The 23,633-nt window shown below is 74.3% G+C and carries 26 protein-coding genes, 1 tRNA gene and 1 riboswitch; of the genes, 22 read left to right on the forward strand and 5 right to left on the reverse strand.

What is annotated here, in order from left to right; translation table 11 throughout:
- Nucleotides 1-6: 6 nt before the first annotated feature.
- From ACI793_RS08145 to ACI793_RS08155, 3 genes are all read left to right on the forward strand, one after another.
- On the forward strand, nucleotides 7-708 hold the full coding sequence (locus ACI793_RS08145; protein WP_456605871.1) for an LppX_LprAFG lipoprotein: 702 nt from the start codon (nucleotides 7-9) through the stop codon (nucleotides 706-708).
- Nucleotides 677-2,455, forward strand: coding sequence for an MFS transporter (locus ACI793_RS08150; RefSeq protein ID WP_456605872.1), 1,779 nt, complete (start codon nucleotides 677-679; stop codon nucleotides 2,453-2,455). Before ACI793_RS08145 ends, ACI793_RS08150 begins: the two co-directional genes overlap by 32 nt.
- A gap of 9 nt (nucleotides 2,456-2,464) precedes the next feature.
- A riboswitch (guanidine-III (ykkC-III) riboswitch) is annotated at nucleotides 2,465-2,530 on the forward strand.
- An 11-nt stretch (nucleotides 2,531-2,541) separates the two neighbouring features.
- Entirely contained in the window at nucleotides 2,542-2,856 is a 315-nt protein-coding gene (locus ACI793_RS08155; RefSeq protein WP_456605873.1) for a DMT family transporter, read from the forward strand.
- Nucleotides 2,857-2,877: 21 nt separating this feature from the next.
- Here ACI793_RS08155 and ACI793_RS08160 read toward each other — a convergent pair whose 3' ends face one another.
- Nucleotides 2,878-3,843, reverse strand: a complete 966-nt coding sequence (locus ACI793_RS08160) for a zinc-binding dehydrogenase (RefSeq protein WP_456605874.1) — start codon at nucleotides 3,841-3,843, stop codon at nucleotides 2,878-2,880.
- 102 nt (nucleotides 3,844-3,945) lie between these two features.
- Between ACI793_RS08160 and ACI793_RS08165 the strand changes: the two genes are divergently transcribed.
- Nucleotides 3,946-4,791 carry a patatin-like phospholipase family protein gene (locus ACI793_RS08165; protein WP_456605875.1) on the forward strand — a complete coding sequence of 282 codons (846 nt, stop codon included), beginning with the start codon at nucleotides 3,946-3,948 and terminating at the stop codon, nucleotides 4,789-4,791.
- A gap of 3 nt (nucleotides 4,792-4,794) precedes the next feature.
- Here ACI793_RS08165 and selD read toward each other — a convergent pair whose 3' ends face one another.
- On the reverse strand, nucleotides 4,795-5,799 hold the full coding sequence (gene selD, locus ACI793_RS08170) for a selenide, water dikinase SelD (protein WP_456605876.1): 1,005 nt from the start codon (nucleotides 5,797-5,799) through the stop codon (nucleotides 4,795-4,797).
- A 41-nt stretch (nucleotides 5,800-5,840) separates the two neighbouring features.
- Entirely contained in the window at nucleotides 5,841-6,173 is a 333-nt protein-coding gene (locus ACI793_RS08175; RefSeq protein WP_456605877.1) for a hypothetical protein, read from the reverse strand.
- Between the two features lie 64 nt (nucleotides 6,174-6,237).
- Here ACI793_RS08175 and ACI793_RS08180 point away from each other — a divergent pair.
- The 4 genes from ACI793_RS08180 (at nucleotide 6,238) to ACI793_RS08195 (ending at nucleotide 9,863) form a co-directional block, all read left to right on the forward strand.
- Nucleotides 6,238-6,333: transfer RNA gene (locus ACI793_RS08180), tRNA-OTHER, on the forward strand.
- 29 nt (nucleotides 6,334-6,362) lie between these two features.
- On the forward strand, nucleotides 6,363-7,694 hold the full coding sequence (selA, locus tag ACI793_RS08185) for an L-seryl-tRNA(Sec) selenium transferase (RefSeq protein ID WP_456605878.1): 1,332 nt from the start codon (nucleotides 6,363-6,365) through the stop codon (nucleotides 7,692-7,694).
- Nucleotides 7,691-9,430, forward strand: coding sequence for a selenocysteine-specific translation elongation factor (selB, locus tag ACI793_RS08190; protein WP_456605879.1), 1,740 nt, complete (start codon nucleotides 7,691-7,693; stop codon nucleotides 9,428-9,430). The genes selA and selB overlap by 4 nt, the downstream gene beginning before the upstream one ends.
- Before the next feature lie 58 nt (nucleotides 9,431-9,488).
- Nucleotides 9,489-9,863, forward strand: coding sequence for a PH domain-containing protein (locus ACI793_RS08195; RefSeq protein ID WP_456605880.1), 375 nt, complete (start codon nucleotides 9,489-9,491; stop codon nucleotides 9,861-9,863).
- Between the two features lie 54 nt (nucleotides 9,864-9,917).
- Here the strand turns inward: ACI793_RS08195 and ACI793_RS08200 are convergent, their stop codons facing one another.
- The gene (locus ACI793_RS08200; protein WP_456605881.1) at nucleotides 9,918-10,688 is read right to left on the reverse strand and encodes an enoyl-CoA hydratase-related protein; all 771 of its coding nucleotides are present in this window, start codon (nucleotides 10,686-10,688) and stop codon (nucleotides 9,918-9,920) included.
- Between ACI793_RS08200 and hemW the strand changes: the two genes are divergently transcribed.
- Nucleotides 10,680-11,957: a radical SAM family heme chaperone HemW gene (gene hemW, locus ACI793_RS08205; protein ID WP_456605882.1), complete on the forward strand. Its 1,278-nt coding sequence runs from the start codon at nucleotides 10,680-10,682 to the stop codon at nucleotides 11,955-11,957. The two genes, ACI793_RS08200 and hemW, sit on opposite strands and share 9 nt — an antisense overlap.
- Before the next feature lie 358 nt (nucleotides 11,958-12,315).
- Complete coding sequence (locus ACI793_RS08210; protein WP_456605883.1) at nucleotides 12,316-12,642, forward strand: TraR/DksA family transcriptional regulator; 327 nt, start codon at nucleotides 12,316-12,318, stop codon at nucleotides 12,640-12,642.
- A gap of 37 nt (nucleotides 12,643-12,679) precedes the next feature.
- Here ACI793_RS08210 and ACI793_RS08215 read toward each other — a convergent pair whose 3' ends face one another.
- The gene (locus ACI793_RS08215; RefSeq protein WP_456605884.1) at nucleotides 12,680-13,273 is read right to left on the reverse strand and encodes a type II toxin-antitoxin system VapB family antitoxin; all 594 of its coding nucleotides are present in this window, start codon (nucleotides 13,271-13,273) and stop codon (nucleotides 12,680-12,682) included.
- A gap of 35 nt (nucleotides 13,274-13,308) precedes the next feature.
- On the opposite strand from ACI793_RS08215, the gene hrcA reads away from it, so the two are divergent.
- The 12 genes from hrcA to ACI793_RS08275 all read left to right on the forward strand — a co-directional run bounded on the left by hrcA (nucleotide 13,309) and on the right by ACI793_RS08275 (nucleotide 23,633).
- Nucleotides 13,309-14,331 carry a heat-inducible transcriptional repressor HrcA gene (gene hrcA, locus ACI793_RS08220; RefSeq protein WP_456605885.1) on the forward strand — a complete coding sequence of 341 codons (1,023 nt, stop codon included), beginning with the start codon at nucleotides 13,309-13,311 and terminating at the stop codon, nucleotides 14,329-14,331.
- A 14-nt stretch (nucleotides 14,332-14,345) separates the two neighbouring features.
- Complete coding sequence (gene dnaJ, locus ACI793_RS08225) at nucleotides 14,346-15,476, forward strand: molecular chaperone DnaJ (protein WP_456605886.1); 1,131 nt, start codon at nucleotides 14,346-14,348, stop codon at nucleotides 15,474-15,476.
- A 3-nt stretch (nucleotides 15,477-15,479) separates the two neighbouring features.
- Nucleotides 15,480-16,241: a 16S rRNA (uracil(1498)-N(3))-methyltransferase gene (locus ACI793_RS08230; RefSeq protein ID WP_456605887.1), complete on the forward strand. Its 762-nt coding sequence runs from the start codon at nucleotides 15,480-15,482 to the stop codon at nucleotides 16,239-16,241.
- Between the two features lie 202 nt (nucleotides 16,242-16,443).
- The gene (locus ACI793_RS08235) at nucleotides 16,444-16,803 is read left to right on the forward strand and encodes a histidine triad nucleotide-binding protein (RefSeq protein WP_456605888.1); all 360 of its coding nucleotides are present in this window, start codon (nucleotides 16,444-16,446) and stop codon (nucleotides 16,801-16,803) included.
- 25 nt (nucleotides 16,804-16,828) lie between these two features.
- Complete coding sequence (locus ACI793_RS08240) at nucleotides 16,829-17,653, forward strand: enoyl-CoA hydratase/isomerase family protein (protein WP_456605889.1); 825 nt, start codon at nucleotides 16,829-16,831, stop codon at nucleotides 17,651-17,653.
- 240 nt (nucleotides 17,654-17,893) lie between these two features.
- Entirely contained in the window at nucleotides 17,894-18,889 is a 996-nt protein-coding gene (locus ACI793_RS08245; RefSeq protein WP_456605890.1) for a PhoH family protein, read from the forward strand.
- A gap of 6 nt (nucleotides 18,890-18,895) precedes the next feature.
- Nucleotides 18,896-19,432: an rRNA maturation RNase YbeY gene (gene ybeY / locus ACI793_RS08250; RefSeq protein WP_456605891.1), complete on the forward strand. Its 537-nt coding sequence runs from the start codon at nucleotides 18,896-18,898 to the stop codon at nucleotides 19,430-19,432.
- Complete coding sequence (locus ACI793_RS08255) at nucleotides 19,429-20,784, forward strand: hemolysin family protein (protein WP_456605892.1); 1,356 nt, start codon at nucleotides 19,429-19,431, stop codon at nucleotides 20,782-20,784. The genes ybeY and ACI793_RS08255 overlap by 4 nt, the downstream gene beginning before the upstream one ends.
- A 5-nt stretch (nucleotides 20,785-20,789) precedes the next feature.
- Nucleotides 20,790-21,122 carry a cytidine deaminase gene (locus ACI793_RS08260; protein ID WP_456605893.1) on the forward strand — a complete coding sequence of 111 codons (333 nt, stop codon included), beginning with the start codon at nucleotides 20,790-20,792 and terminating at the stop codon, nucleotides 21,120-21,122.
- A 44-nt stretch (nucleotides 21,123-21,166) separates the two neighbouring features.
- Complete coding sequence (era, locus tag ACI793_RS08265) at nucleotides 21,167-22,069, forward strand: GTPase Era (RefSeq protein ID WP_456605894.1); 903 nt, start codon at nucleotides 21,167-21,169, stop codon at nucleotides 22,067-22,069.
- Nucleotides 22,066-22,872 (forward strand): DNA repair protein RecO, encoded by an 807-nt coding sequence (gene recO, locus ACI793_RS08270; protein WP_456605895.1) that lies wholly within the window; start codon nucleotides 22,066-22,068, stop codon nucleotides 22,870-22,872. Before era ends, recO begins: the two co-directional genes overlap by 4 nt.
- A complete protein-coding gene (locus ACI793_RS08275) occupies nucleotides 22,869-23,633 on the forward strand; it encodes an isoprenyl transferase (RefSeq protein ID WP_456605896.1) in 765 nt (254 codons plus the stop codon). Before recO ends, ACI793_RS08275 begins: the two co-directional genes overlap by 4 nt.

The raw sequence follows: 23,633 nt of genomic DNA on the forward strand, positions 1-23,633 counted from the left end.
GTCGTCATGTCGTTGCGCCGCGCGGGGGTAGCACTCGCGTGCACCCTGTTCGCCGGACCCGTGCTCGCCGGCTGCGGGGGGAGCGACGAGCCGGAGGAGTCGGCCGCGGACCTGCTGGAGCGGGCCAAGAACACCCTCGACGACGCCGAGACCGTGCACTTCGAGCTCGACAGCGAGGGCGCGCCGGACACCGGCACCCTGCTGGTCGGGGGCGAGGGCGAGGTCGCCCGCCCTGCCTCCTTCGACGGCACGCTGCAGGTGCGCGTCGCGGGCAACACCCTCGACCTGGACGTCGTCTCGGTCGACGGCACCGTGTACGCGCTGCTGCCGTTCGCCTCGTCCTTCGACGTCATCGAGCCCGCGGACTTCGGGTTCGGCGACCCGGGTGAGCTGCTCGACCCCGAGACGGGCATCTCCCAGCTGCTGGCGCAGGCCGACTCCGCCGAGCTGGGCGACGAGCGGCGGGTGGGGGGTGAGGTGGTCCGCGAGGTGACCGCTGAGCTGCCCGGTGACCTGGTCGAGCAGATCCTCACCAGCGAGGACCCCAGCCGCCCGGTGGAGGCGCAATTGTCGATCGCGACCGAGACCGGCGAACTGCGCCGCGTCGAGCTGACCGGGCCGTTCTTCAGCGACGAGGACTCCACCTTCATCGTCGAGCTCAGCGACTTCGGCGCCGATGTCGAGATCACCGCACCGCCCACCGACTGAGCAGGCGGGGGCCGCCGTCGCGCCGGTCCCCGGGCTGCCGCTGGTCGCCCTCGCGACCCTGGCCGTGCTCGTCACGGCGGCCGACACGTACGTGGTCGTCCTCGCGCTGCCCGACATCCTCGCCGGCGTGGGCGTCTCGCTGGACGAGCTGCAGCGGGCCACCCCGATCGTCGGCGGCTTCCTGCTGGGCTACACCGCGACGCTGCCGCTGCTGGGCCGGCTGGCCGACCTGCGCGGCCGGCTGCCGGTGCTGGTCGGCTGCCTGCTGCTGTTCGCGTTCGGCTCGCTGCTCACGGCGACGGCGGTCGACCTGGGGCCGGCGGTGATCGGCCGGGGCCTGCAGGGAGTCGGTGCCGGCGGGCTGGTGCCGGCGACCTTGGCGCTGGTCGCCGACCGGTGGTCCCCGGAGCGGCGGGCGATGCCGCTGGGCGTCGTCGGCGCGGTGCAGGAGGCGGGTGCGGTCCTCGGGCCGCTGGCCGGTGCCGCGGTGCTCGCGTTCGCGGACTGGCGGGCGATCTTCTGGCTGAACCTCCTGCTGGGTCTGGGCCTGGCCGCCGGCGCGCTGGTCACCGGGCACAGCCGGCGTCCCGACCTGCTCGGGCTGGTGCTCGGCGTGGTGGCGTTCGGCGCGCTGACCCTGCACCTGGGTGCCCCCGCCGCGCTGGAGGAGGACGTCACCCTCGGCCTGCTGTACGTCCCCCTGGTCGATGCGCTGGCCTGGACGACGCCGCTGGTGCTCACCGCCGGGATCGCCGGCGTCGCGCTCGTCGTCCGCAGTCTCGCCGCGCCGGAGCGTGCCGTTCTGCCGCTGCGCGGGCTCGGGCAGGTGGTCCGCGAGGTCGACGTCGTCGGGTCGGCGCTCGCGGTCGTCGCGCTGGGCAGCCTGGTGTGGGCGTTCGCCGCGGCCGAGGGTGGGGAGCAGGTGGTCGCCTACGGGTGGGTGCTGCTGCCCCTGGCCGCCGTCGCCGCGGTGCTCTTCGTCGTCCACGAGCGGCGGGCGTCGGACCCCGTGCTGCCGCTGGCCGCGCTGCGGCCGGTCGGGGCCTGGGGTGCGCTGCTGGTGAACCTCTTCGTCGGTGCGGCGCTGGTGGCCGCACTGGTCGACATCCCGCTGTTCGCCCGCGCCACGACGACACCGGGTGACCAGCTGGGGGCAGCGCTCGTGCTGCTGCGGCTCCTGGTAGCCGTTCCGGTCGGCGCGGTGGCCGGCGGCTGGCTGTGCCGGTTCGCCGCCCCGCGGTGGATCGCCGCGGGCGGGATGGCGCTGACCGCCCTGGCCTTCCTCGCGATGACGCAGTGGGACGAGCGCTCGCTGGACGGCGCGGCCTCCACCGTCGTCCTGCTGGCCGCCGGCCTGGGCTTCGGCCTGGCGATCGCCCCCGTCAACACCGTGCTGCTCGGCGTCACCCGGGCCGAGGTGCACGGCAGCGCCAGCGCGCTCGCCGTCGTCGCCCGCACCGTCGGCATGCTGGCCGGCCTGTCCCTGCTCACCGCCGTGGCGCTGCAGCGGTTCACCGCGGAGATCGATGCGATCGGCTCGCCGGTCGACCTGTGCCCGCGGACCCCGGCCGACTGCGCCCCCTACGACGCCGCGACCGACGCCGCCCTGCTCACCCAGTTGCACACCGTCTTCGCCGGCGCCGCGATCGCCGCCGCGCTGGCCGCGATCGCCGCTGTGGTGCTGCTGCGCATGCCGCGAGTGACGGAGCCGACCCTGCTGCGGGCAGCAGGGCTTCCCACCGCCTGAGAGGCTGGGGGTGAGCCCGACATCCGGCTCCCGGACGAGGGGTGCCGTACCCGGTGTGCGACAAGACGGCGCCAGAGGAGTTCTCCGTGGCGTGGGCCGTGCTCGTCGTGTCCGGGATGCTCGAAGCGGTGTGGGCCACGGCTCTGGGCCGGTCGGCCGGGTTCACCCGGCTGACCCCGTCGCTCGTCTTCGCCGTCGCCGTCGTGCTGAGCATGGTGGGCCTGGCGTACGCGATGCGCGAGCTGCCCGTGGGCACGGCCTACGCGGTCTGGGTGGGCATCGGCGCCTCGCTCACCGTCGCCTACGCGATGGCGACCGGCACCGAGCCGGTGTCGCTCGCGAAGGTGCTGCTGATCATGGGGCTCATCGGCTGCGTCGTCGGGCTCAAGATCGTGCACTGAGCCGACGACGCAGCCCAGCACTCACAGCGTGAAGACGATCTTCCCGTTGGTGCGGCCCTCGGACATGCGGGCGAAGCCCTCGCGCGCCTCGGTGAGCGGCAGCTCGACGTCGATGATCGGGCGGACGCCGGTGACGGCGCACATCCGGATGAGCGCCTCGAGCTCGTCCTTGGTGCCCATCGTCGAGCCGACGACCGACAGCTGGGTGAAGAAGACCCGGTTGAGCTCCGCGCCGGGGTCGTAGCCGGTCGTCGCGCCGGAGGTCACCAGCACGCCGCCGGGCTTGAGCGACTTGATGCTGTGGCTCCAGGTCGCCTTGCCGACCGTCTCCATGACCCCGTCCACCCGCTCGGGCAGCCGGGCGCCGCTCTCGAACGCCTGCTCGGCGCCCAGCGCGAGCGCGGCGGCGCGCTTCTCCTCGCTGCGGCCGGTCACCCAGATCCGGTAGCCGGCGGCGCGGCCCAGGACGATCAGCGCCGTCGCCACGCCGCCGCTGGCGCCCTGCACCAGCACGGTCTGCCCGGGCCGCAGGCCCGACCGGACGAACAGCATCCGGTAGGCGGTCAGCCAGGCCGTGGGCAGGCAGGCGGCCTCGGCGAAGGACAGGTCGGCCGGCTTGGGCAGCAGGTTCCGGCGGGGGACGGCGACCCGCTCGGCCATCGATCCCTGGTGCACCTCGGACAGCAGCGACCGCTTCGGGTCCAGCGTCTCGTCGCCCATCCAGTCGGGGCTGGCGATCACGCCGTGCACGACGACCTCGTTGCCGTCCTCGTCGATGCCGGCGGCGTCGGTGCCCAGGATCATGGGCATCCGCTCGGCCGGCAGGCCGATGCCCTGCAGGCTGAACAGGTCGTGGTGGTTGAGGGAGACGGCCTTGACCTGGATGGTCGTCCAGCCGTCGCGGACCACCGGCTCGGGGCGCTCACCGACCTCGAGGACGGAGAGCGGGTCCTTCGGGGCAGGCGTCGAGACGAAGGCAGCGAGCATGACCGGACGCTAACCGAGCCGCCGCGGGCCAGCGACGCGGGTGGTTGACCGCCCCCCTAGCCTGTCGCTGATCTCACCCGTTCGGCGCAAGGGGCTCTCGCGATGGCGACACGTGCACTCGTTCTCGGTGGCGGCGGCGTCGCCGGCATCGCCTGGGAGCTCGGGCTGCTCAGCGGCTGGGCGGCCGAGGGCGTGGACGTCCGGCAGGCGGACCTCGTCGTCGGGACGTCGGCGGGCTCGGTCGTGGGCGCGCAGCTGCGCCTCGACGGCGATCTGCAGGGGCTCTACGAGCGCCAGCTCCTCCCGCCCACCGGGGAGCTGAAGGTCGAGTTCGACGGCGTCTCGACCATGGCGGCGTTCGCCGAGGCGATGAAGGGCAACACCGGCGAGCAGGACGCGCGGGCCCGCCTCGGCGCCCTCGCGCTCGCGGTGGACTCCGTCCCGGAGGCGCAGCGGCGAGCCATCATCGAGGGCCGGATCGGTGACCCGGAGTGGCCGGCGGGCAGGCTCGTGATCACCGCCGTCGACACCGCGGACGGCGAGTTCCTGCCGTTCGACGGGTCCTCGGGCGTCCGGCTGCTGGACGCCGTGACCGCCAGCTGCGCGGTCCCGGGTGTCTGGCCGCCGGTGACCGTGAACGGTCGGCGGCTGATGGACGGCGGCATGCGCTCGGTCACCAACGCCGACCTCGCGGCGGGCTGCGAGAAGGTCCTCGTGGTGACCCCGACCCGCGGCATGCCCGGCGGTCTGCTCGGACCCGGGCTGGACCGCGAGCTCGAGGTCCTGGAGGAGAAGGGCGCCGAGGTGCACGTGGTCACCGCCGACGAGGCGTCGCTGGCGGCCTTCGGCAGCAACGTGCTCGACCCGGCCACCCGCGAGCCCTCGGCGCGCGCCGGCCGGGCGCAGGCAGCCGCCACCGTCGAGGCCGCCCGCGCCTTCTGGGGATGACCCTCAGCGGATGACCACCACGTGCTCCCCGCGGGGCACGAACTCGCCGATGACCGGCGCGCCGGGCACCTCACCGCCCAGCAGCAGCCCGCCGGAGGTCTGCGCGTCGGCCAGCAGCAGCGCCTCGTCCTCGGAGACGGCCGACAGGTCGGTGTACGGGCGCACCCAGTCCAGGTTGCGCCGGGTGCCGCCGGAGACGAAGCCGCCGGACAGCGCCTCCCGGGCACCGGTCAGGTAGGGCACCGCCGCGGCATCGACGACGGCGGTCACGCCGCTGGCCCGCGCCATCTTGTAGAGGTGGCCGAGCAGCCCGAACCCGGTCACGTCGGTGCCGGCCCGGATGCCGGCGGCCACCGCGGCCTGCCCGGCCTCGCGGTTGAGCGCGGTCATCGACGCGACGGCTTCCTCGGAGACCTCGCCGGTCGCCTTCATCCGGCTGTTCAGCACGCCGACGCCCAGCGGCTTGGTCAGGCTCAGCGGGGTGCCGGCCGCCGCGCCGGAGTTGGTGATGATCCGGTCGACGTCGACCACGCCGGTCACGGCCATGCCGTACTTGGGCTCCGGGTCGTCGATGGAGTGCCCGCCGCCGACATGGCAGCCCGCCTCGTGCGCCACCTCCAGGCCGCCGCGCAGCACCTCCGCGGCCAGCTCGGCGGGCAGCACGTCGCGCGGCCAGCCCAGCAGGTTCACGGCGACCACGGGGGTGCCGCCCATGGCGTACACGTCGGACAGGGCGTTGGCCGCGGCGATCCGCCCGAAGGTGTACGCGTCGTCGACGACCGGGGTGAAGAAGTCGGTGGTGAGCACCAGGCCTTGGCCCCCGGCGATGCGGACGACGGCCGCGTCGTCGCCGTCGTCCAGCCCGATGACGAGTTCGGCCGCGGGATCGGCGGGGCCGCGAGCGGTCAGCCCGGCCACCACCGCCTCCAGCTCACCGGGCGGGATCTTGCAGGCGCACCCGCCTCCGTGGGCGTACTGGGTGAGCCGGACGGGCGGTGCGATCGTCACGCCGCCTGACGGTAGTCCTGACCGCCGGGGAGGGCCGCTCGTCAGGCCAGACCGCCGGGCAGCAGGACCAGCCGGGGCGGCGCGGGCTCCGTCCGCGGGCGCGCGCGTCCCGCAGGGTGCCGCGACCGCGACTCCTGGTCGGCGGCGGAGCGGCCCAGCCCGGCACCGGTCCGCCGGCCGGCCTCGCGGATCTCCGCACGCCGCTGCGGGTCGGGCTCGAGCACCGCGAGCACCTTCTCCAGCGCCTCGCGGCCGGCGTCGGCGAACGGGCCGTCGGGCTGGGCGGCCAGCGCCACGGCGACGGCGGCCGCCTCCTCGGGCGTGAGGGTGACCGGCGGCAGGAACGCGGGGGAGCGGGACTCGGTGCGGTTCACGGGGGCGATGCTGGCAGCGACCTCCGACAGTTTCCGGCTCGCGCGGGCACGTAGGCTGCGGGACGGAGGCGTCAGGGTGTCTGGTGGCCCCCGCGGCCTCTAAAGCCGACGTGGCCGAGTACCTCGGTCAGGCGGGTTCGATTCCCGTCCGCCTCCGCCACTTCGTCCGCCCGCCTACGCTGCGGTGCGATGCCCGACCAGCCCGCTCCCGCCGACCCGCGGCGCTCGGTGCCCCGCACCGACGCGCTGCTCGCCGAGCCGGCCGTGCAGGCGGCGGTCGAGCGGCTGGGGCGCGAACTGGTCAAGGCCGCCATCGCCGGAGTGCAGGGCCGGATCCGCGCGGCCGAGCTGCCCGCGGCCGACGCGGTCGGCGCCGTCCTCGACGCGCTGCCGCCGACGGCCGGCAGCCTGCGGCCGGTGCTCAACGCGACCGGCGTGCTGGTGCACACCAACCTGGGCCGCGCGCCGCTCTCGCCGGCCGCGATCGAGGCCATCACCGCCGCGGCCGGCACCACGGACGTCGAGCTGGACCTCGCCAGCGGGCGGCGCGGGCCCCGCGGCGAGGCGGCGATCGGGGCGCTGCTCGACGCCGTGCCCGCTGCCGAGGCGGCGATCGTGGTGAACAACTGCGCCGCGGCGCTGGCGCTGGTCGCCACCGCGCTCGGTCAGGGCCGCGAGCTCGTCATCGCCCGGGGTGAGCTGGTCGAGATCGGCGACGGCTTCCGGATCCCCGAGCTGCTGGAGGCCACCGGCGCCCGGCTGCGCGAGGTCGGGACGACGAACCGCGTCGCGCTGGAGGACTACCGCCGCGTGCTGGGTCCGGACACCGGTGCGGTGCTCAAGGTGCACCCCTCCAACTTCGTCGTCCGCGGCTTCACCCGGGCGGTCGAGGTGCGCGAACTGGCCGGGGGGCTGAGCGGCACGGGTATCCCGCTCGTGGCCGACGTCGGCTCCGGCCTGCTGCGGCCGCACCCGGCCCTGCCCGAGGAGCCCGATCTCCAGTCCACCCTCGCGGCCGGCGCCGACCTCGTCCTCTCCAGCGGCGACAAGCTGCTCGGCGGTCCGCAGGCCGGTCTCGTCCTCGGCCGCACCGACCTCGTCCAGCGGCTGCGCCGGCACCCGCTCTACCGGGCACTCCGCGTGGACAAGACGACGCTGGCCGCGCTGGAGGCGACGCTGCGCGGGCCGGTGCCGCCGGTGCAGCAGCTGCTGGCGGCCCGGCCGGACGAGCTGCGGGCCCGTGCCCGCGCCGTGCTCGAACGGCTCACCGCGGCAGGTATCGACGCCGACGTCGTGGACGCACCCGCCCGCGTCGGCGGGGGAGGAGCGCCCGAGCACCCGCTGGCCGGCGTCGCGGTGTCCCTGCCCGCCGGGTTCGCCGCGCCGTTGCGCCTGGGAGAGCGGCCGGTGGTGGGCTACCTGGAGGACGGCCGCACCCTGCTCAACCTGCGGAGCCTGTCGCCGGCCGACGACGGAGCGCTGGCCGACGCGGTGCTGGAGGTGGCGGAGAAGTGGACGTGATCGCCACCGCGGGACACGTCGACCACGGCAAGTCCGCGCTGGTGCGCGCGCTGACCGGCATGGAGCCCGACCGCTGGGCCGAGGAGCGGCGCCGCGGGCTCACCATCGACCTCGGGTTCGCCTGGGCCGCGCTGCCGTCCGGCCGCACGGTCGCCGTGGTCGACGTCCCCGGGCACGAGCGCTTCATCGGCAACATGCTCGCCGGGATCGGACCGGTCCCGGCCGCGCTGCTGGTGGTCGCGGCCGACGACGGGTGGTCGGCGCAGACCGCCGAGCACGTCGCCGTCCTGGATGCGCTGGGGGTGCGGCACGCGCTCCTCGCCGTCACCAAGGCCGATCTCGCCGACCCCGCTCCCGTGCTGGCCGACGTGCGCGAGCGGCTGACGGCGACGTCGATGGGCGCGGTGCCCGGGGTCGCCGTCAGCGCTCTGACCGGGGTGGGCATGCCGGCGTTCACCGCCGCCCTGGAGCGGCTGCTCGCGGACCTGCCCGCACCCGATCCGGCCGCGCCGGTGCGGCTGTGGATCGACCGCGCGTTCACCATCAAGGGCGCGGGCACGGTCGTCACCGGCACGCTCGCCGGAGGCTCGGTCGCCCCGGAGGACCGGTTGCAGCTGGGGGACCGGGACGTCGTCGTCCGGGGTGTGCAGTCGCTGGGCCATGCGGTCGAACGGGCGCAGGCCACCGCCCGCGTCGCCCTCAACCTGCGCGGCATCGCCGTCGAGGAGATCTCCCGCGGGGACGCGCTGCTGACGCCGGGTGCCTTCCGCAGCACCGCCGAGGTGGACGTGTCGCTGGTCGCCCCGGTCGAGGACCGGCTGCCCGCCGAAGCGGTCGTGCACGTCGGTTCGGCGACCGTCGGCGCCCGGCTGCGCCCGCTCGACGGCGCCGTGGTCCGCCTGCGGCTGGAGGCCGCGCTGCCGCTGCGCGTCGGCGACCGCGTGCTCGTGCGCGAGCCCGGGACCCGCCGGGTGCTCGGCGCCGACGTGCGCGACGTCGACCCGCCGGCACTGCGCCGCCGCGGGGCGGCCCGGCAGCGCGGCGCGGAGCTCGCCGCGCAGCCGGGTGGAACGGCGGGCGCGGCCGCAGACCTCGCCCGTCGGCAAATCGTCCGCACCACCGATTTCACGGCGATGGGCTGGCCGGTTCCCGAGGGAGCCGGGGAGCACGGTCCGTGGCTGCTCGCCCCCGGGCTCGCCGGGGAACTGGCCGCCCGGGTGCCCGGGGTCGTCACCCGCTACCGGGCGCTGCGCCCGCTGGAACCGGGACCGCCGGCCGAGGTCGTGCGCCGCGCCCTGGACCTGCCCGACGTCGAGCTGCTGCCCGCGCTGGTCCGGCCGCCGCTGGTGCTCCGGGACGGGCGGGTGGTCGACTCCGCCGCGGAGCTGCCCCCGCAGGTCCAGCGGGCGGTCGACTCGATCCGCGCCCGGCTGGCCGCCGACCCGTTCGCCGCACCCGAGACACCCGAGCTAGCCGCCGCGGGCCTGGGGTCGCGGGAGCTGGCGGCCGCCGTGCGCAGCGGGCAGCTGGTCCGCATCGCCGAGGGCGTCTACCTGGCCCCGGGCATCGCGGAGGTCGCGCGCACCCGGCTGGCCGACCTGGCCCAGCCGTTCAGCGTGAGCCAGGCGCGGCAGGCGTGGGGCACCAGCCGCCGGGTCGCCGTTCCGCTGATGGAGTGGCTGGACGCCCGGGGCGTCACCGCTCGGTTGCCGGACAACACCCGCCGCCTGCGCTGAGCGATGCCCCCGCGCGTCGCTGGCAGGAGGCGGGGATCTCTGCGTCTACCGTGCGCGGGTGATCGACTTCTCGAACGGTTCAGTGTTCAAACTCAGCGTCGCGAACCCGCAGGACATCGGCCCCGCCGTGGCCCCGCTGCTCATCCAGGACGAGCAGATCGTGGCCTGCTTCAAAGCGGTGCGTGACTTCGTGGTGTTCACGAACAAGCGGCTGATCGCCGTCAACGTGCAGGGCATGACCGGCAAGAAGAGGGACTTCACCTCCCTGCCGTACAGCAAGGTGCAGGCCTTCTCCATCGAGACGGCCGGAACCTTCGATCTCGACGCGGAACTCGACCTCTGGTTCAGCGGGTTGGGCAAGGTCCGGCTCGAGTTCAAGGGCAACGCGGACATCCGGTACCTCGGGCAGATGATCGCCAGCTACGTGCTCTGAGCGCGGTCGGTCTCTGCCCACTCTCCTGGGCAGGGACCGACCGTCCTCAGGTGGTCAGTCGGCCGACGGCACCCAGCGGGCGGGGCGCTTCTCGCGGAAGGACGCGATGCCTTCCTGCCCTTCTTCGCCCGCGAAGAAGCGGGCGGAGAGCGTCAGCAGGTCGTCGAACCGCAGGTCGGGCTGGCGCGAGCGCAGCAGCCGCTTGGTCTCGGCCAGCGCTCCCGGGGCACCGGCGGCCAGGGCGGTGAGCTGCCCGGCGACCACCGTGTCCAGCTCGTCGTCGGCGGTCACGAGGTCGACCAGCCCGCCCTCGGCGGCGGTCGCGGCGTCGAACACCTCGCCGGTGAGCATCAGCCGGTGCGCCACGTGCGTCGTCATCCGCGGCAGCACGACGGCGGAGATGACGGCCGGCACCAGGCCCAGCCGCACCTCGGAGAACGCGAAGCTGGCCGATGACGCGGCGACGACGACGTCGCACGCGGCGGCGAGGCCGACCCCACCGGCCCGGGCCGGCCCGCGGACGACGGCGACGACCGGCTTGGGGGAGGACCAGAGGAGCTGCAAGAGGGCGGGGAACTCGTGGACGCCCTGGTCCTGCGACGAGCCGCCCGCCGCCTCCGCGAGGTCCATGCCCGAGCAGAACACCCGGCCGGTGTGGTCGAGCACGACCACCCGCACGGCGTCGTCGGCGAGCGCTTCCTCGAGTGCCGTCCGGAGCTGCCCGCGCAGCGCCTTCGACAGCGCGTTGCGGTTCTCGGGGGAGTCCAGCGTGAGCGTCGCGACGCCGGCGGACACGGACACCTGGATCACTCGGTCGTGGGTCACAGCCGCATCCTGCCGCGCTCGGGCGCCGGCGCGGCACACTGGGAGCAGATGAACACCGTCCTGCCCGTCGTCGAGCGCACCGTGCCGCCGCTCGTGCTCCCCGGGTCCGCCCGCGAAGGCCTGGCCGGCACGCCGTTCGGCCTCTACGTGCACGTGCCCTTCTGCGCGACGCGGTGCGGCTACTGCGACTTCAACACCTACACCTCCGACGAGCTCGGGCCCGGTGCCAACCGCGCCGAGTACGCGGGGACGGCGATCGACGAGCTGCGCCGGGCGGCCCGCGTCCTCGGCCCCGACCTGCCGACGGTCTCGACGGTGTTCGTCGGCGGCGGCACCCCGACGCTGCTGCCGGCCGCCGACCTGGCCGCCGTGCTCGCCGAGGTGCACCGGATCTTCCCGGTGGCCGCCGACGTCGAGGTCACCACCGAGGCCAACCCCGAGACCGTGGACCTCGCCTACCTGTCCGGCCTGCGCGAGGCCGGCTTCACCCGGGTGAGTCTCGGCATGCAGTCCGCGGCCGAGCACGTCCTGGCCGTGCTGGACCGGCGGCACACACCCGGCCGGGCGGTGCAGGCCGCGCACGACGCGCGCGCCGCCGGGTTCGAGCACGTCAACCTCGACCTCATCTACGGCACGCCGGGGGAGACCGACGCGGACTGGGCGGCCTCGCTCGACGCCGTGCTCGCCTCCCCGGTCGACCACGTCAGCGCCTACGCGCTCATCGTCGAGGACGGCACCCGGCTGGCCCGGCGGATCAGCCGTGGCGAGCTGCCCATGCCCGACGACGACGTGCTCGCCGACCGCTACGAGCAGGCCGACACGACCCTGCGCCGCGCCGGCTTCGACTGGTACGAGGTGTCCAACTGGGCGACGTCGGACGCCGCCCGGTGCCGGCACAACGAGCTCTACTGGGCCAACGCCAACTGGTGGGGCGTGGGCCCCGGCGCGCACAGCCACGTCGGCGGGCTGCGCTGGTGGAACGTCAAGCACCCGGCCGCCTACGCCGACCGGCTGGCCCGCGGGGAGAGTCCGCACGCCGACGCCGAGCAGCTCGACGACGACGACCGCGCGCTCGAGACGATCATGCTCGGGCTGCGGCTCCGGGAGGGCCTGCCCCTCGATCTGCTGTCGGAGACCGGTCGGCGCCGGGCCGCGGACGCCGTCGCCCGGGGGCTGCTCGACGAGGCGGCGCACGCCGGGGGCCGCGCCGTCCTGACCGATCCCGGCCGGCTGCTCGCCGACGCCCTGGTCCGCGACCTCACCGACTGATCGCCGCGGCAAAGTCCGCGACGCACGCGCGGTTCTGGGCTAGGCTCGCGTTTTCCGGCAACGGCGCCGGGCGGGGTTGGAGGTGGTCGACGATGGACGTGTGCACGTTCTCCGCGGCCGCGAGCTCCCCGCCGGGTGTCCCCGTCCCCGTCCCTGTCCCCGCCCTGTCGGGTGGCATGCGGCTGGCCCTGGCGATGAACCGCCGAGCCCGAGGGCTCCGCGGACTCGACGTACTCCGTCGCAGCCAGGACAGGGCCCCGCCGACCGTCGGCTGACTCGCACCCGAGTTCCCGAACCCCTTTCCTGACGCGCACCCACCGGGTGACCGCGTCTTTCCGCGTACCCCCGAGGACTTCACATGACCACCACGTTCCACACGCAGAACCTCCCCACCGGCGACTCCCGATGGGACGCCTTCCGCACGCTGCTCGAGGAGCAGCGCGCCGACTGCGTCCAGCAGCGCGAGGCCGCGCTCGAGGAGTGCGCCCAGTCCGTGCCCGACCCCGTCGCGCTCCGCCGCAGCGCGTCGCTCTCCGACACCATCACCGCGATCGACCAGGCCCTGGAGCGGATCGCTGCCGGCACCTACGGCTCCTGCGTGCACTGCGGCGCCGGCATCCCCGAGGAGCGCCTGGAGCTGCGCCCGTACGCCGGTTCCTGCGTGGCCTGCACCGACCGGGGCTGACCGGCCGGCTGGGCTCCGGTGGCGGCCCGGCCGCGGGTCAGACCGAGCGCGGGCCGGGCACCGGCGGCTGGGCGGGGATGGCGGCCGTGGCGGGGCCCCTGGGCGCCTGGACCGGGCTGAGCGCATCGAGGTCCAGCACCCGCACGTGCATCACGTTGCGCTGCTGCAGCGCGGCGCGCAGCGCCCGGTGCAGCCCGTCCTCGAGGTAGAGCTCCCCGTGCCACTGGACGGCGTGGGGGAACAGGTCGCCGTAGAAGGTCGAGTCGTCGGCGAGCAGGGCGTCGAGCGCCAGCTCCCGCTTGGTCGTCGTCAGGGTGTCCATGCGCACCTGCCGGGGCGGGATCATCGCCCAGTCCCGGGGGGACAAGCCGTGATCGGGATAGGGCCGCCCGTCTCGAACCGCCTTGAAGATCAGGGGACCGTCTCCGCTCTCTGTCCGTCGGGGCGCCGACGGCGTCCACCTTATCGGCCGGTCGTGCCCACCGCCGCCCCTCGGACCGGGCACGGGGGTGCCGCGAGCCACGCGACGGAGCAGCCCCGCGGACGTATGCTGGGCTGGCACTCCGACCGTGCGAGTGCCAGCAGGTGTCGGTCCCCGGGCGCGGTCCCGTGGGGCACCGCGCCTGGACACCGCGCGGCGGGTCGACCGGTACGGGGAGGTGTCTCGTGGCGCACGACGAACGCCGCCTGGAGGTTCTCCGGGCAATCGTCCAGGACTACGTCTCGACCAACGACCCGGTGGGCAGCAAGGCGCTGGCCGACCGGCACGACCTGGGTGTCTCCCCGGCCACCATCCGCAACGACATGGCGGTGCTCGAGGAGCAGGGCTACATCACCCAGCCGCACACCAGCGCCGGGCGGGTGCCCACCGACAAGGGGTACCGGCTCTTCGTCGACCGGCTGTCGGCGGTCAAGCCGCTGTCGGTGGCCGAGCGACGGGCGATCGAGCGGTTCCTCGACGGGGCCGTCGACCTGCACGACGTCCTGGGCCGCACCGTCCGGCTGCTGGCCCAGCTGACCCGGCAGGTGGCGGTCGTGCAGTACCCGACGCTGTCGCGCAGCGCCGTCCGCCACCTCGAGGTGGTGCAGGTGGCGGCCGCGCGACTCATGCTCGTGCTCATCACCGACACCGGGCGGGTCGAGCAGCGGGTCGTCGACTGCCCGGTCGACATCGATGCCGGTGCGGTCGCAGACCTCCGCACGCTGCTGAACTCCGCCTTCACCGGGGTGAAGCTCACCGAGGCGGGCGACAAGGTGCCCGACCTGCTGGAGACCGCACCGCAGCACCTCCGCGGCCTGGTCGCCACGGTGAGCGCGATCCTGCTGGAGACCCTCGTCGAGCCCGGCGAGGACCGACTGGTCATCGGCGGGACGGCGAACCTCGCCCGCGGCAGCGCACTGGACTTCCAGGGCACCGTCAGCCCTCTCCTCGAGGCGCTGGAGGAGCAGGTCGTCGTGCTGCGTCTGATCAGCGAGGTCGAGGCCGGCACCGTGCTGGTGCGCATCGGTGAGGAGAACGCCCACGAGGCACTGACCGGCGCCTCGCTGGTCACCGTCGGTTACGGATCCCAGGACCGGGCACTGGGCGGGCTGGGGATCGTCGGCCCGACGCGCATGGACTACCCCACGAACATGGCCGCGGTTCGCGCCGTGGCCCGCTACGTCGGCCAGCTCCTGGCCGAGAGCTGAGGACGAACTTCTCGATGGCAACCGACTACTTCGGCGTCCTGGGCCTGGCCCGCGAGGCCAGCGACTCCGACATCAAGCGCGCCTACCGGCGGCTGGCGAGGGACCTCCACCCCGACGTCAACCCCGACCCCGAGGCCAAGGAACGCTTCCAGGAGGTCACCCGCGCCTACGAGGCGCTGACCGACCCGGAGAAGCGCCGCATCGTCGATCTCGGCGGCGATCCGTTCGACACCGGCGGCGGGGGCGGCAACGGCTTCGGCGGCGCCGGCTTCGGCGGGCTCGGCGACATCATGGACGCCTTCTTCGGTGGCGCGACCACCCGCGGACCGCGTGGCCGCACCCGCGCCGGCCGGGACGCGCTCATCCCGGTCGAGCTGGAGCTCGACGAGGCGGTGTTCGGCACCGTCAAGGAGCTCACCGTCGACACGGCGGTGCTCTGCGACGTGTGCGCCGGCGCCGGCACCGCGCCCGGCACGCACGTCACCACGTGCACGACCTGCTCGGGCCGTGGCGAGGTGCAGAGCGTGCAGCGCAGCTTCCTCGGCCAGGTCATGACCAGCCGGCCCTGCCCGACGTGCTCGGGTACCGGTCAGGTCATCCCCGAGCCGTGCGGCAAGTGCGCCGGCGACGGCCGCGTGCGCGCCCGCCGGACCATCTCGGTCAAGGTGCCCGCCGGCGTCGAGGACGGCATGCGCATCCGGCTGACCGGCCAGGGCGAGGTCGGCCCCGGCGGCGGCCCCGCCGGCGACCTCTACGTCGAGGTGCACGAGCGCCCGCACGACGTCTTCACCCGCGACGGCGAGGACCTGCACTGCCGCGTCACCCTGCCCATGACCTCCGCGGCGCTGGGCACCACGCTGAACCTCAAGACCCTCGACGGCGAGGAGGAGCTGGCCATCGCGCCGGGCACGCAGTCGGGCAGCGTGCTCACCCTCCGGGCCCATGGCGCGCCGCGGCTGCGGGCCACCGGCCGGGGGAACCTGGTGGTGCACGTCGACGTCGTCACCCCCACCAAGCTCGACGGCGAGCAGGAGCGGCTGATGCGCGAGCTGGCCGCACTGCGGGGCGAGGACCAGCCGGAGTCCAACCGCGAGGCGCAGGGCGGCCTGTTCTCGAGGGTGCGCGACGCCTTCCACGGGCGCTGACCGGTGACGGCCACCGACGCGGGGGCGCCCCAGCTCGACGGTGCCCCCCTGTTCCTGCTCGACGACCTGCCCGAGACCGCTGAACTGCTGGTCGACGGCGCCGAGGGACGGCACGCCGTCGACGTCCTGCGCCTGGAGCCGGGGGAGCGGGTCCGCGTCGGCGACGGCCAGGGCGCGGTCGCCGAGGGCGAGGTCGTCTCGGCCGGCCCGCAGGGACTGCGGGTCGCGGTCTCCGCCCGCTTCGAGGTGCCGGCGCCGGAGCCGGAGTTCGTGCTGGTGCAGGCGCTGCCGAAGGGCGACCGCGGACCGCTCGCCGTGGATCTGGCCACCGAGCTCGGCGTCGACCGGATCGTGCCGTGGACGGCGGCGCGCTGCGTGACCCGCTGGCGCGAGGACCGGGTGGCCAAGGGCGTGGCCAAGTGGCGCGCCGCCGCGCGGGCCGCCAGCAAGCAGTCCCGCCGGCCGCGGGTCCCCGAGGTGACCGACCCGATGTCGACCCGCGAGGTGTGCGGGCTGCTCGGCGACGCCGACCTCGCGGTCGTGCTGCACGAACAGGCGCGGCGGCCGATGGCCGAGCTGACCGTGCCGGGCACCGGGGTCGTGGCCGTCGTCGTCGGGCCCGAGGGCGGGCTCACCGACGGCGAGGTCGTGGCCTTCCGCGCCGCCGGTGCCGAGCCGGTGCGGCTGGGGCCCGAGGTGCTGCGCACCTCGACGGCAGGCGCGGCCGCCCTCGCCGCGCTGTCGGCGGGCACGCGCTGGGCCTGACCGGCTCCCGCGCTGGGATCAGGTGACCTGATCCCAGCGCCTCCTCCCTGACGGTGCGCGGTGAGGGAGGACGCGCCACGGTGAGGGAGGACGTCGCGCAGGCCGACGCGCCGGCAGGGAGCGCACGCCGCCGGGCCGGATCCGGGCCGCCCCACCGGGTCCCAGGAAGCCACGTGCGACGGTCGGCCCTAGGGTGCGGGTCGTGTCCGACTGCCTGTTCTGCCGCATGGTCGACGGGGAGATCCCCGCCGACGTCGTCCTCCAGACCGACCGGGTGCTGGCGTTCCGGGACATCAACCCGCAGGCACCCACCCACGTGCTCGTCATCCCGAAGACGCACCACGCCACGGTGGGGGCGCTCGCCGAGTCCGACCCTGCGCTGCTGGGCGACGTCGTGGCCGCCGCGCACGCCGTCGCCCGCCAGGAGCGCCTGGTCACCGGTGACGGCGCCGAGCCCGGCTACCGGCTGGTGGCCAACACCGGGCCGGACGCGGGTCAGACGGTGCACCACGTGCACCTGCACGTCCTGGGCGGCCGGGGCTTGAGCTGGCCGCCCGGCTGAGCGGTACTCCTGCGAGGATCGAGCCGTGACCGAGCAGACCGCCCCGCCCGTCCGCGTCGAGCGGGACGGCGACGTCGCCGTCGTCGTCCTCGACAACCCGCCGCTGAACCTGTTCACCCCCGCGGTGTTCCAGGCGCTGGACGCCGCGGTGACCCAGCTGGTCGAGCTCACCGACCCCCAGCGGCCCGACCGGGCGCGGGCGGTGCTGTTCGAGGCCCGCGGGAAGGTCGTGTCCGGCGGCGTCGACGTCACCTTCTTCCGGGACATCGCCGAGGGGCCCGAGCCGGTGGAACGCGGTGGCGAACTCTGGGCGCAGCTGCTGCGGGTGGCCCAGACCGTCGAGGACCTGCCGGTGCCCACCGTCTTCGCCGCGCACGGCCTCACCCTCACCGCGGCCTTCGAGCTGTCGCTGTGCTGCGACATCCTCCTGGCGGCCGAGCGGGCGAGCTTCGGCCTGGTCGAGATCGTCGTCGGGCTCACGCCGTCGATGGGCGGTCCACAGCGGCTGGCGGAGCGGGCCGGCCCCGCGCGGGCCCGCGAGCTGATCTTCACCGGCGAGCGCTACCCGGCCGCCGTGCTCGAGCGCTGGAACGTCGTCAACCGCGTGCTGCCCGACGACGGCTTCGCGGAGGCGGCCCGCGCGTACGCGCACCGGGTGGCGGCGGGCCCCACGGTCGCGCACGCCGCGACCAAGCAGCTGGTGGCCACGGCCGTCCGGCAGGGCGCCCGCGCCGCCGACGCCCTCGTACCCGAGGTCTCCGGGGCGCTGTTCGCCAGCGAGGACCTGCGCGGCGCGGTCCGGTCCTTCCTCACCGACGGACCGGGGAAGGCGACCTACTCCGGGCGGTGACCCCATCGGGGCGAACGGCGATTCGGGGGCGCTGTGCGCGGGTAGCATCGAGCGGTCCGCCACTCCCAGCCAGGAAGGCAGGGTCGAGGGTTCTTGCCCGACACCTCCCCGAACGTCCCCGTCGAAGGTGCCCCCACGTCCCGTGAGGCATCGGCGCAGGCCGCCGCCGCGGACGACACCGCCGGCCGTCCATCCGCTGCGGGCGGGAGCCGCCCGGCCGCCGTCCGCACCACCATCTCCGTGCCCGAGTCGGTCTCCATGGTCGCCCTGCTCGGCTCCGCCGACGAGCTCCTGCGCCTGGTCGAGGCCGAGGTCGACGCCGACGTGCACGTGCGCGGCAACGAGATCACCGTGACCGGGCAGCCGGCCGACAACGCCTTCGCCGTCCGGGTCTTCGACGAGCTCATCGCGCTGATCGGCACCGGTCAGCAGCTGCGCCCCGACTCGGTGCGCCGCGTCGTCGCCATGCTGAAGAGCGGCGGGTCCGAGCGGCCGGCCGACGTGCTCAGCCTCGACATCATCAGCCGGCGTGGGCGCACGATCCGCCCGAAGACGCTGAACCAGAAGCGCTACGTCGACGCGATCGACACCCACACCATCGTGTTCGGCATCGGCCCGGCCGGTACCGGCAAGACCTACCTCGCCATGGCCAAGGCGGTGCAGGCGCTCCAGACCAAGCAGGTCAACCGGATCATCCTGACCCGTCCGGCGGTCGAGGCGGGCGAGCGACTGGGCTACCTGCCCGGCACCCTCAGCGAGAAGATCGACCCCTACCTGCGGCCGCTGTACGACGCGCTGCACGACATGGTCGACCCCGAGTCGATCCCGCGGCTGATGGCCTCCGGCACGATCGAGGTCGCGCCGCTGGCCTACATGCGGGGCCGCACGCTCAACGACGCGTTCGTCATCCTGGACGAGGCGCAGAACACGACCGCCGAGCAGATGAAGATGTTCCTGACCCGGCTCGGGTTCGGGTCGAAGATCGTCGTCACCGGCGACGTCACCCAGGTGGACCTGCCCGGCGGCGCGCAGAGCGGGCTGAAGATCGTGCGCGAGATCCTCGACGGGGTCGAGGACGTGCACTTCGCGACCCTCACCAGCACCGACGTCGTCCGGCACCGGCTGGTCGGCGACATCGTCGACGCCTACGAGCGCTTCGACGCCGCCCGCCCGCCGGCGACGGCCACGTCGCCCGCACCCGCACGACCGACCCGGCCGCGCCGGCAGGGGAGCTGAGCCGAGATGCCCGTCGAGGTCTCCAACGAGTCCGAGATCGCCGTCGACGAGGCGGAGCTGGCCGGCATCTGCCGCTTCGTCCTCGGTGAGATGGACGTCAACCCGATGGCCGAGCTGTCGGTGCTCTGCGTCGACGTCGAGTACATGAGCAGCCTGCACGAGCGCTGGATGGGGGAGAAGGGGCCGACCGACGTGCTGGCCTTCCCCATGGACGAGCTCGACACCGCCCGTCCCGACGACCCCGACCCGGGCCCGGCCCTGCTCGGCGACGTCGTCCTCTGCCCGGCCGTGGCCGTCCGCCAGGCCAGGGCCGCGGGTCACTCCATGGACGACGAGCTGGTGCTGCTGGCCACCCACGGGGTGCTCCACCTGCTCGGCTACGACCACATGGAGCCCGACGAGGAGAAGGAGATGTTCGGTCTCCAGTCGAAGCTCATCGAGAGCTGGCGCGCGGCGCCGCGGGAGCCGGTGACCGGCGCACCGGCGGCGCCCCGGGGACCGGTGACCGGCGCACCGTCGGGCGGGGAGCAGAACCTCCGATGAGCTCCGGCGCGGTCGTCATGCTGGTGATCGCCTGTTGCCTCGTCCCGCTCGCGGGTCTCTTCGGCGCCATGGACGCCGCCCTCCAGCGGGTCTCCAAGGCGCGCGTCGACGAGCTCCGGCGCGAGGGCGCCAAGCGCGCCGGTGCGCTCGAGCAGGTCGTGCTCGAACGGGCCCGCCACGTGTCGCTGCTGCTCCTGCTCCGCATCGCCTGCGAGATGGTGGCGGCGGTGCTGGCCACCGTCCTGCTCTACGACGCGTGGGGCGGCGGCTGGCGCACCTTCCTCGCCGCCGCCGGGGTGATGACCGTGGTCAGCTACGTGCTGGTCGGCGTCGGTCCGCGCACCCTCGGGCGGCAGCACGCCTACTCGATCGCGCTGGCCACCGCCGGCGTGGTGAGGCTGCTCGGCCGCGTGCTCGGCCCGGTCGCCACCCTGCTCATCCTGGTCGGCAACGCGATCACCCCCGGCCGCGGCTTCCGCGACGGCCCGTTCTCCTCCGAGGTCGAGCTGCGCGAGCTGGTCGACATGGCGGAGGAGCGCGGCGTCGTTGAGTCCGGCGAGCGCAACATGATCCACTCGGTGTTCGAGCTCGGGGACACCATCGCCCGAGAGGTGATGGTCCCGCGCACCGACGTCGTCTGGATCGAGCGCACCAAGACCGTGCGCCAGGCGCTGGCGCTGGCCCTGCGCAGCGGCTTCAGCCGCATCCCGGTGATCGGCGAGAACGTCGACGACGTCGTGGGCGTGGTCTACCTCAAGGACCTCGTCCGTCGGTCGCAGAACTCCCAGGACCGCGGCGGCCCGCGGGTCGAGGAGCTCATGCGGACGCCGACCTTCGTGCCGGAGTCCAAGCCGGTCGACGAGCTGCTCCGGGACATGCAGGCCCAGCGCATCCACATCGCGATCGTCGTGGACGAGTACGGCGGCTTCGCCGGCCTGGTCACCATCGAGGACATCCTCGAGGAGATCGTGGGCGAGATCGCCGACGAGCACGACGCCTTCCAGCGTCCCCCGGTCGAGGAGCTGTCCGACGGCTCGATGCGGGTCACCGCTCGCCTGCCGGTCGAGGACCTCGCCACGCTCTTCGGCGTCGAGCTGCCCGAGGACGACGACGTCGAGACCGTCGGCGGCCTGCTGGCCCGCGAGCTCGGCCTGGTGCCCATCGAGGGTGCGTCGGCCGAGATCGGCGGGCTGCGGCTGGTGGCCGAGAGCACCGGCGGACGCCGCAACCGGGTGGACACCCTGCTGGTGTGCCGGGTGGAGGAGCTGGGTGAGGATGCCACCGAGGACGCGGGCGATGCGCCGGGCAGGGGGGCCACCCGGTACGAGGAGCCGGCCCCGGTGGAAGGGTGACGACCGTGAGTGAACTGCAGCCCGAGGACGCCAAGCTCGTCACCCTCGCCCGGTCCGCCCGGGCCCGCACCGGCGCGGCCGAGGGAGCGGCGGTCCGGGACACCGACGGCCGCACCTACGTCGCGGCGAGCGTCGCCCTGCCGTCGCTGAAGCTGTCGGCGCTGCAGGCCGCCGTCGCCGCCGCCGTCTCCAGCGGGGTCGAGGGCCTGGAGGCCGCCGCGATCGTCTCCGAGGCCGACGCGGTGGAGCAGGAAGGGCTGGCCGCCGTCCACGACCTCACGCCGTCGGCACCCGTGCACCTCGCCGGCCCCGACGGGACCCTCCGCACCACCGCCTGACGTCGTGCGCCGCCGGCGTCGGTGGTCGATGGGAGACTGTCGGCGTGAGCAGCCCCGAGCAGACGCCGCACCGCAGCGGCTTCGTCGCCCTGGTGGGCCGCCCGAACGCCGGCAAGACGACGCTGACCAACGCGCTGGTGGGCGAGAAGGTCGGCATCGTCAGCAACCGGCCGCAGACCACCCGGCACGCCATCCGCGGGGTGGTGCACCGGCCAGAGGGCCAGATCGTGCTGGTCGACACCCCTGGCCTGCACAAGCCGAAGAGCCTGCTGGGCAAGCGGCTCAACGACGTCGTCCGCGACACGCTGTCCGACGTCGACGTCGTGGTCTTCTGCGTCCCGGCCGACCAGCCCGTGGGCACCGGTGACAAGTTCATCGCCCGCCAGCTGGGCGAGATCAAGGCGCCGATCGTGCTCGTGGTGACCAAGACCGACGCCACCGGCAAGAAGCAGGTCGCCGAGCAGCTGATCGCCGCCAGCCAGCTGGTCCAGGCCGCCGAGGTCGTGCCGCTGAGCGCGGTCAAGGGCGACCAGGTCGAGCTGCTGGAGAGGCTGCTGATCGGCCTGCTGCCCGAGGGCCCGCCGTTGTACCCCGAAGAACAGACCACCGACGAGGACGTCGAGCGGCAGCTGGCCGAGCTGGTCCGCGAGGCGGCGCTGGAGAAGGTGTTCCAGGAGGTGCCGCACTCGCTGGCGGTCACCATCGAGGAGATCAACCGCCGGACCGACCGCGACCTGATCGAGGTCCACGCCCTGCTGCACGTCGAGCGCAACAGCCAGAAGCCGATGCTGCTGGGCAAGGGCGGGTCGATCATCAAGGCGATCGGCAGCGAGGCGCGGGTGGGCATGGAGACCCTGCTCGGCGCCCGCGTGCACCTCGACCTGCACGTGACCGTGCTCGGTGAGTGGCAGGACGACCCGAAGAAGCTGAACAGGCTGGGCTATTGAGCGCGCACACCCCGAAGGCCCTCTACCGGGACGAGGGCATCGTGCTGCGCACCCAGAAGCTGGGCGAGGCCGACCGGATCGTCACGGTGCTCACCCGCCGCACGGGCAAGGTGCGCGCCGTCGCCAAGGGCGTGCGCCGCACCAAGAGCAAGTTCGGTGCGCGGCTGGAGCCCTTCACCCACGTCGACCTGCAGCTCTACACCGGCCGCAACCTCGACATCGTCAGCCAGGTGGAGTCGATCCGGTCCTACGGCCAGGAGATCGTCGCCGACTACCCGGCCTACACCGCCGGGACCGCCGTCCTGGAGACCGCCGACCGGCTCACCGCCGAGGAGAAGGAGCCGTCGCTGCGGATGTTCCTGCTCGTCGTCGGCGCGCTCCGGACCCTCGGTGAGCGGACCCACCAGCCCGGCCTGGTGCTCGACGCCTTCCTGCTGCGAGCGATGTCGGTGGCCGGGTGGGAGCCCGCGCTGGGCGAGTGCGCGCGCTGCGGCGAGGCCGGGCCGCACCGGCACTTCTCCGTCCCGGCCGGCGGCACCGTGTGCCCGGCCTGCCGCCCCACCGGCTCGGCAATGCCGAGCCCGGTCACCCTCGAGCTGATGGAGGCACTCCTGACCGGCAACTGGGACCGGGCCGACGCCAGCCAGGGCATCAACCGCCGCGAGAGCAGCGGCCTGGTGGCCGCGATGCTGCAGTGGCACCTCGAGCGCGGGCTGCGCTCGCTGCCGCTGGTCGACCGCTCCGACGCGCGCCCGACCGTTCTGCAGCCGGCCGAGCCGCTGACCGTCGGGACGGGCGCGTGAAGCGCGAGGTCAAGGCGCCGAACCCGCACCCCTCCGGCGCGCGCCCGCCGGAGCTGCCCAGCGACAAGGTGCCCGGGCACGTCGCGATCGTCATGGACGGCAACGGCCGCTGGGCCAAGGAGCGCGGGCTGCCGCGCACGGCCGGGCACGAGGCGGGGGAGTCCTCGCTGTTCGACTGCGTCGAGGGCGCCATCGAGCTCGGCATCAAGCAGATCAGCGCCTACGCCTTCTCCACCGAGAACTGGCGGCGCAGCCCCGACGAGGTCCGCTTCCTCATGGGCTTCAACCGCGACGTGATCCGCCGGCGCCGCGACGAGATGCACGAGCTCGGGGTGCGGGTGCGCTGGGCGGGACGCCGTCCCCGGCTGTGGCGCTCGGTGATCAAGGAGCTCGAGGTCGCCGAGGAACTCACCCGCGACAACGACGTCCTCACCCTGACCATGTGCGTCAACTACGGCGGCCGGGCGGAGATCGCCGACGCCGCGGCGGCCATCGGCCGCGAGGTGGCCGCCGGCCGGCTGAACCCGGACAGGATCGACGAGAAGACCATCGCCCGGTTCCTCGACGAGCCGGACATGCCCGACGTCGACCTGTTCGTCCGCAGCTCGGGGGAGAACCGCACCAGCAACTTCCTGCTGTGGCAGTCGGCCTACGCGGAGTTCGTCTTCCTCGACACGCTCTGGCCCGACTTCGACCGCCGGCACCTGTGGGCCGCCTGCGAGGAGTACGCCTCCCGCCAGCGTCGCTTCGGCTCCGCCTGA

The sequence above is a fragment of the Blastococcus sp. SYSU DS0617 genome (assembly GCF_054051075.1).

Excerpts from the sequence above, each read along its gene's own strand:
- ACI793_RS08210 (WP_456605883.1), top strand. The coding sequence starts at position 12,316 with ATGACCACCACGTTCCACACGCAGAACCTCCCCACCGGCGACTCCCGA.
- ACI793_RS08255 (WP_456605892.1), top strand. The coding sequence starts at position 19,429 with ATGAGCTCCGGCGCGGTCGTCATGCTGGTGATCGCCTGTTGCCTCGTC.
- selA (WP_456605878.1), top strand. The coding sequence starts at position 6,363 with ATGCCCGACCAGCCCGCTCCCGCCGACCCGCGGCGCTCGGTGCCCCGC.
- ACI793_RS08150 (WP_456605872.1), top strand. The coding sequence starts at position 677 with ATGTCGAGATCACCGCACCGCCCACCGACTGAGCAGGCGGGGGCCGCC.
- dnaJ (WP_456605886.1), top strand. The coding sequence starts at position 14,346 with ATGGCAACCGACTACTTCGGCGTCCTGGGCCTGGCCCGCGAGGCCAGC.
- ACI793_RS08160 (WP_456605874.1), bottom strand. The coding sequence starts at position 3,843 with ATGCTCGCTGCCTTCGTCTCGACGCCTGCCCCGAAGGACCCGCTCTCC.
- ybeY (WP_456605891.1), top strand. The coding sequence starts at position 18,896 with ATGCCCGTCGAGGTCTCCAACGAGTCCGAGATCGCCGTCGACGAGGCG.
- ACI793_RS08165 (WP_456605875.1), top strand. The coding sequence starts at position 3,946 with ATGGCGACACGTGCACTCGTTCTCGGTGGCGGCGGCGTCGCCGGCATC.
- ACI793_RS08145 (WP_456605871.1), top strand. The coding sequence starts at position 7 with ATGTCGTTGCGCCGCGCGGGGGTAGCACTCGCGTGCACCCTGTTCGCC.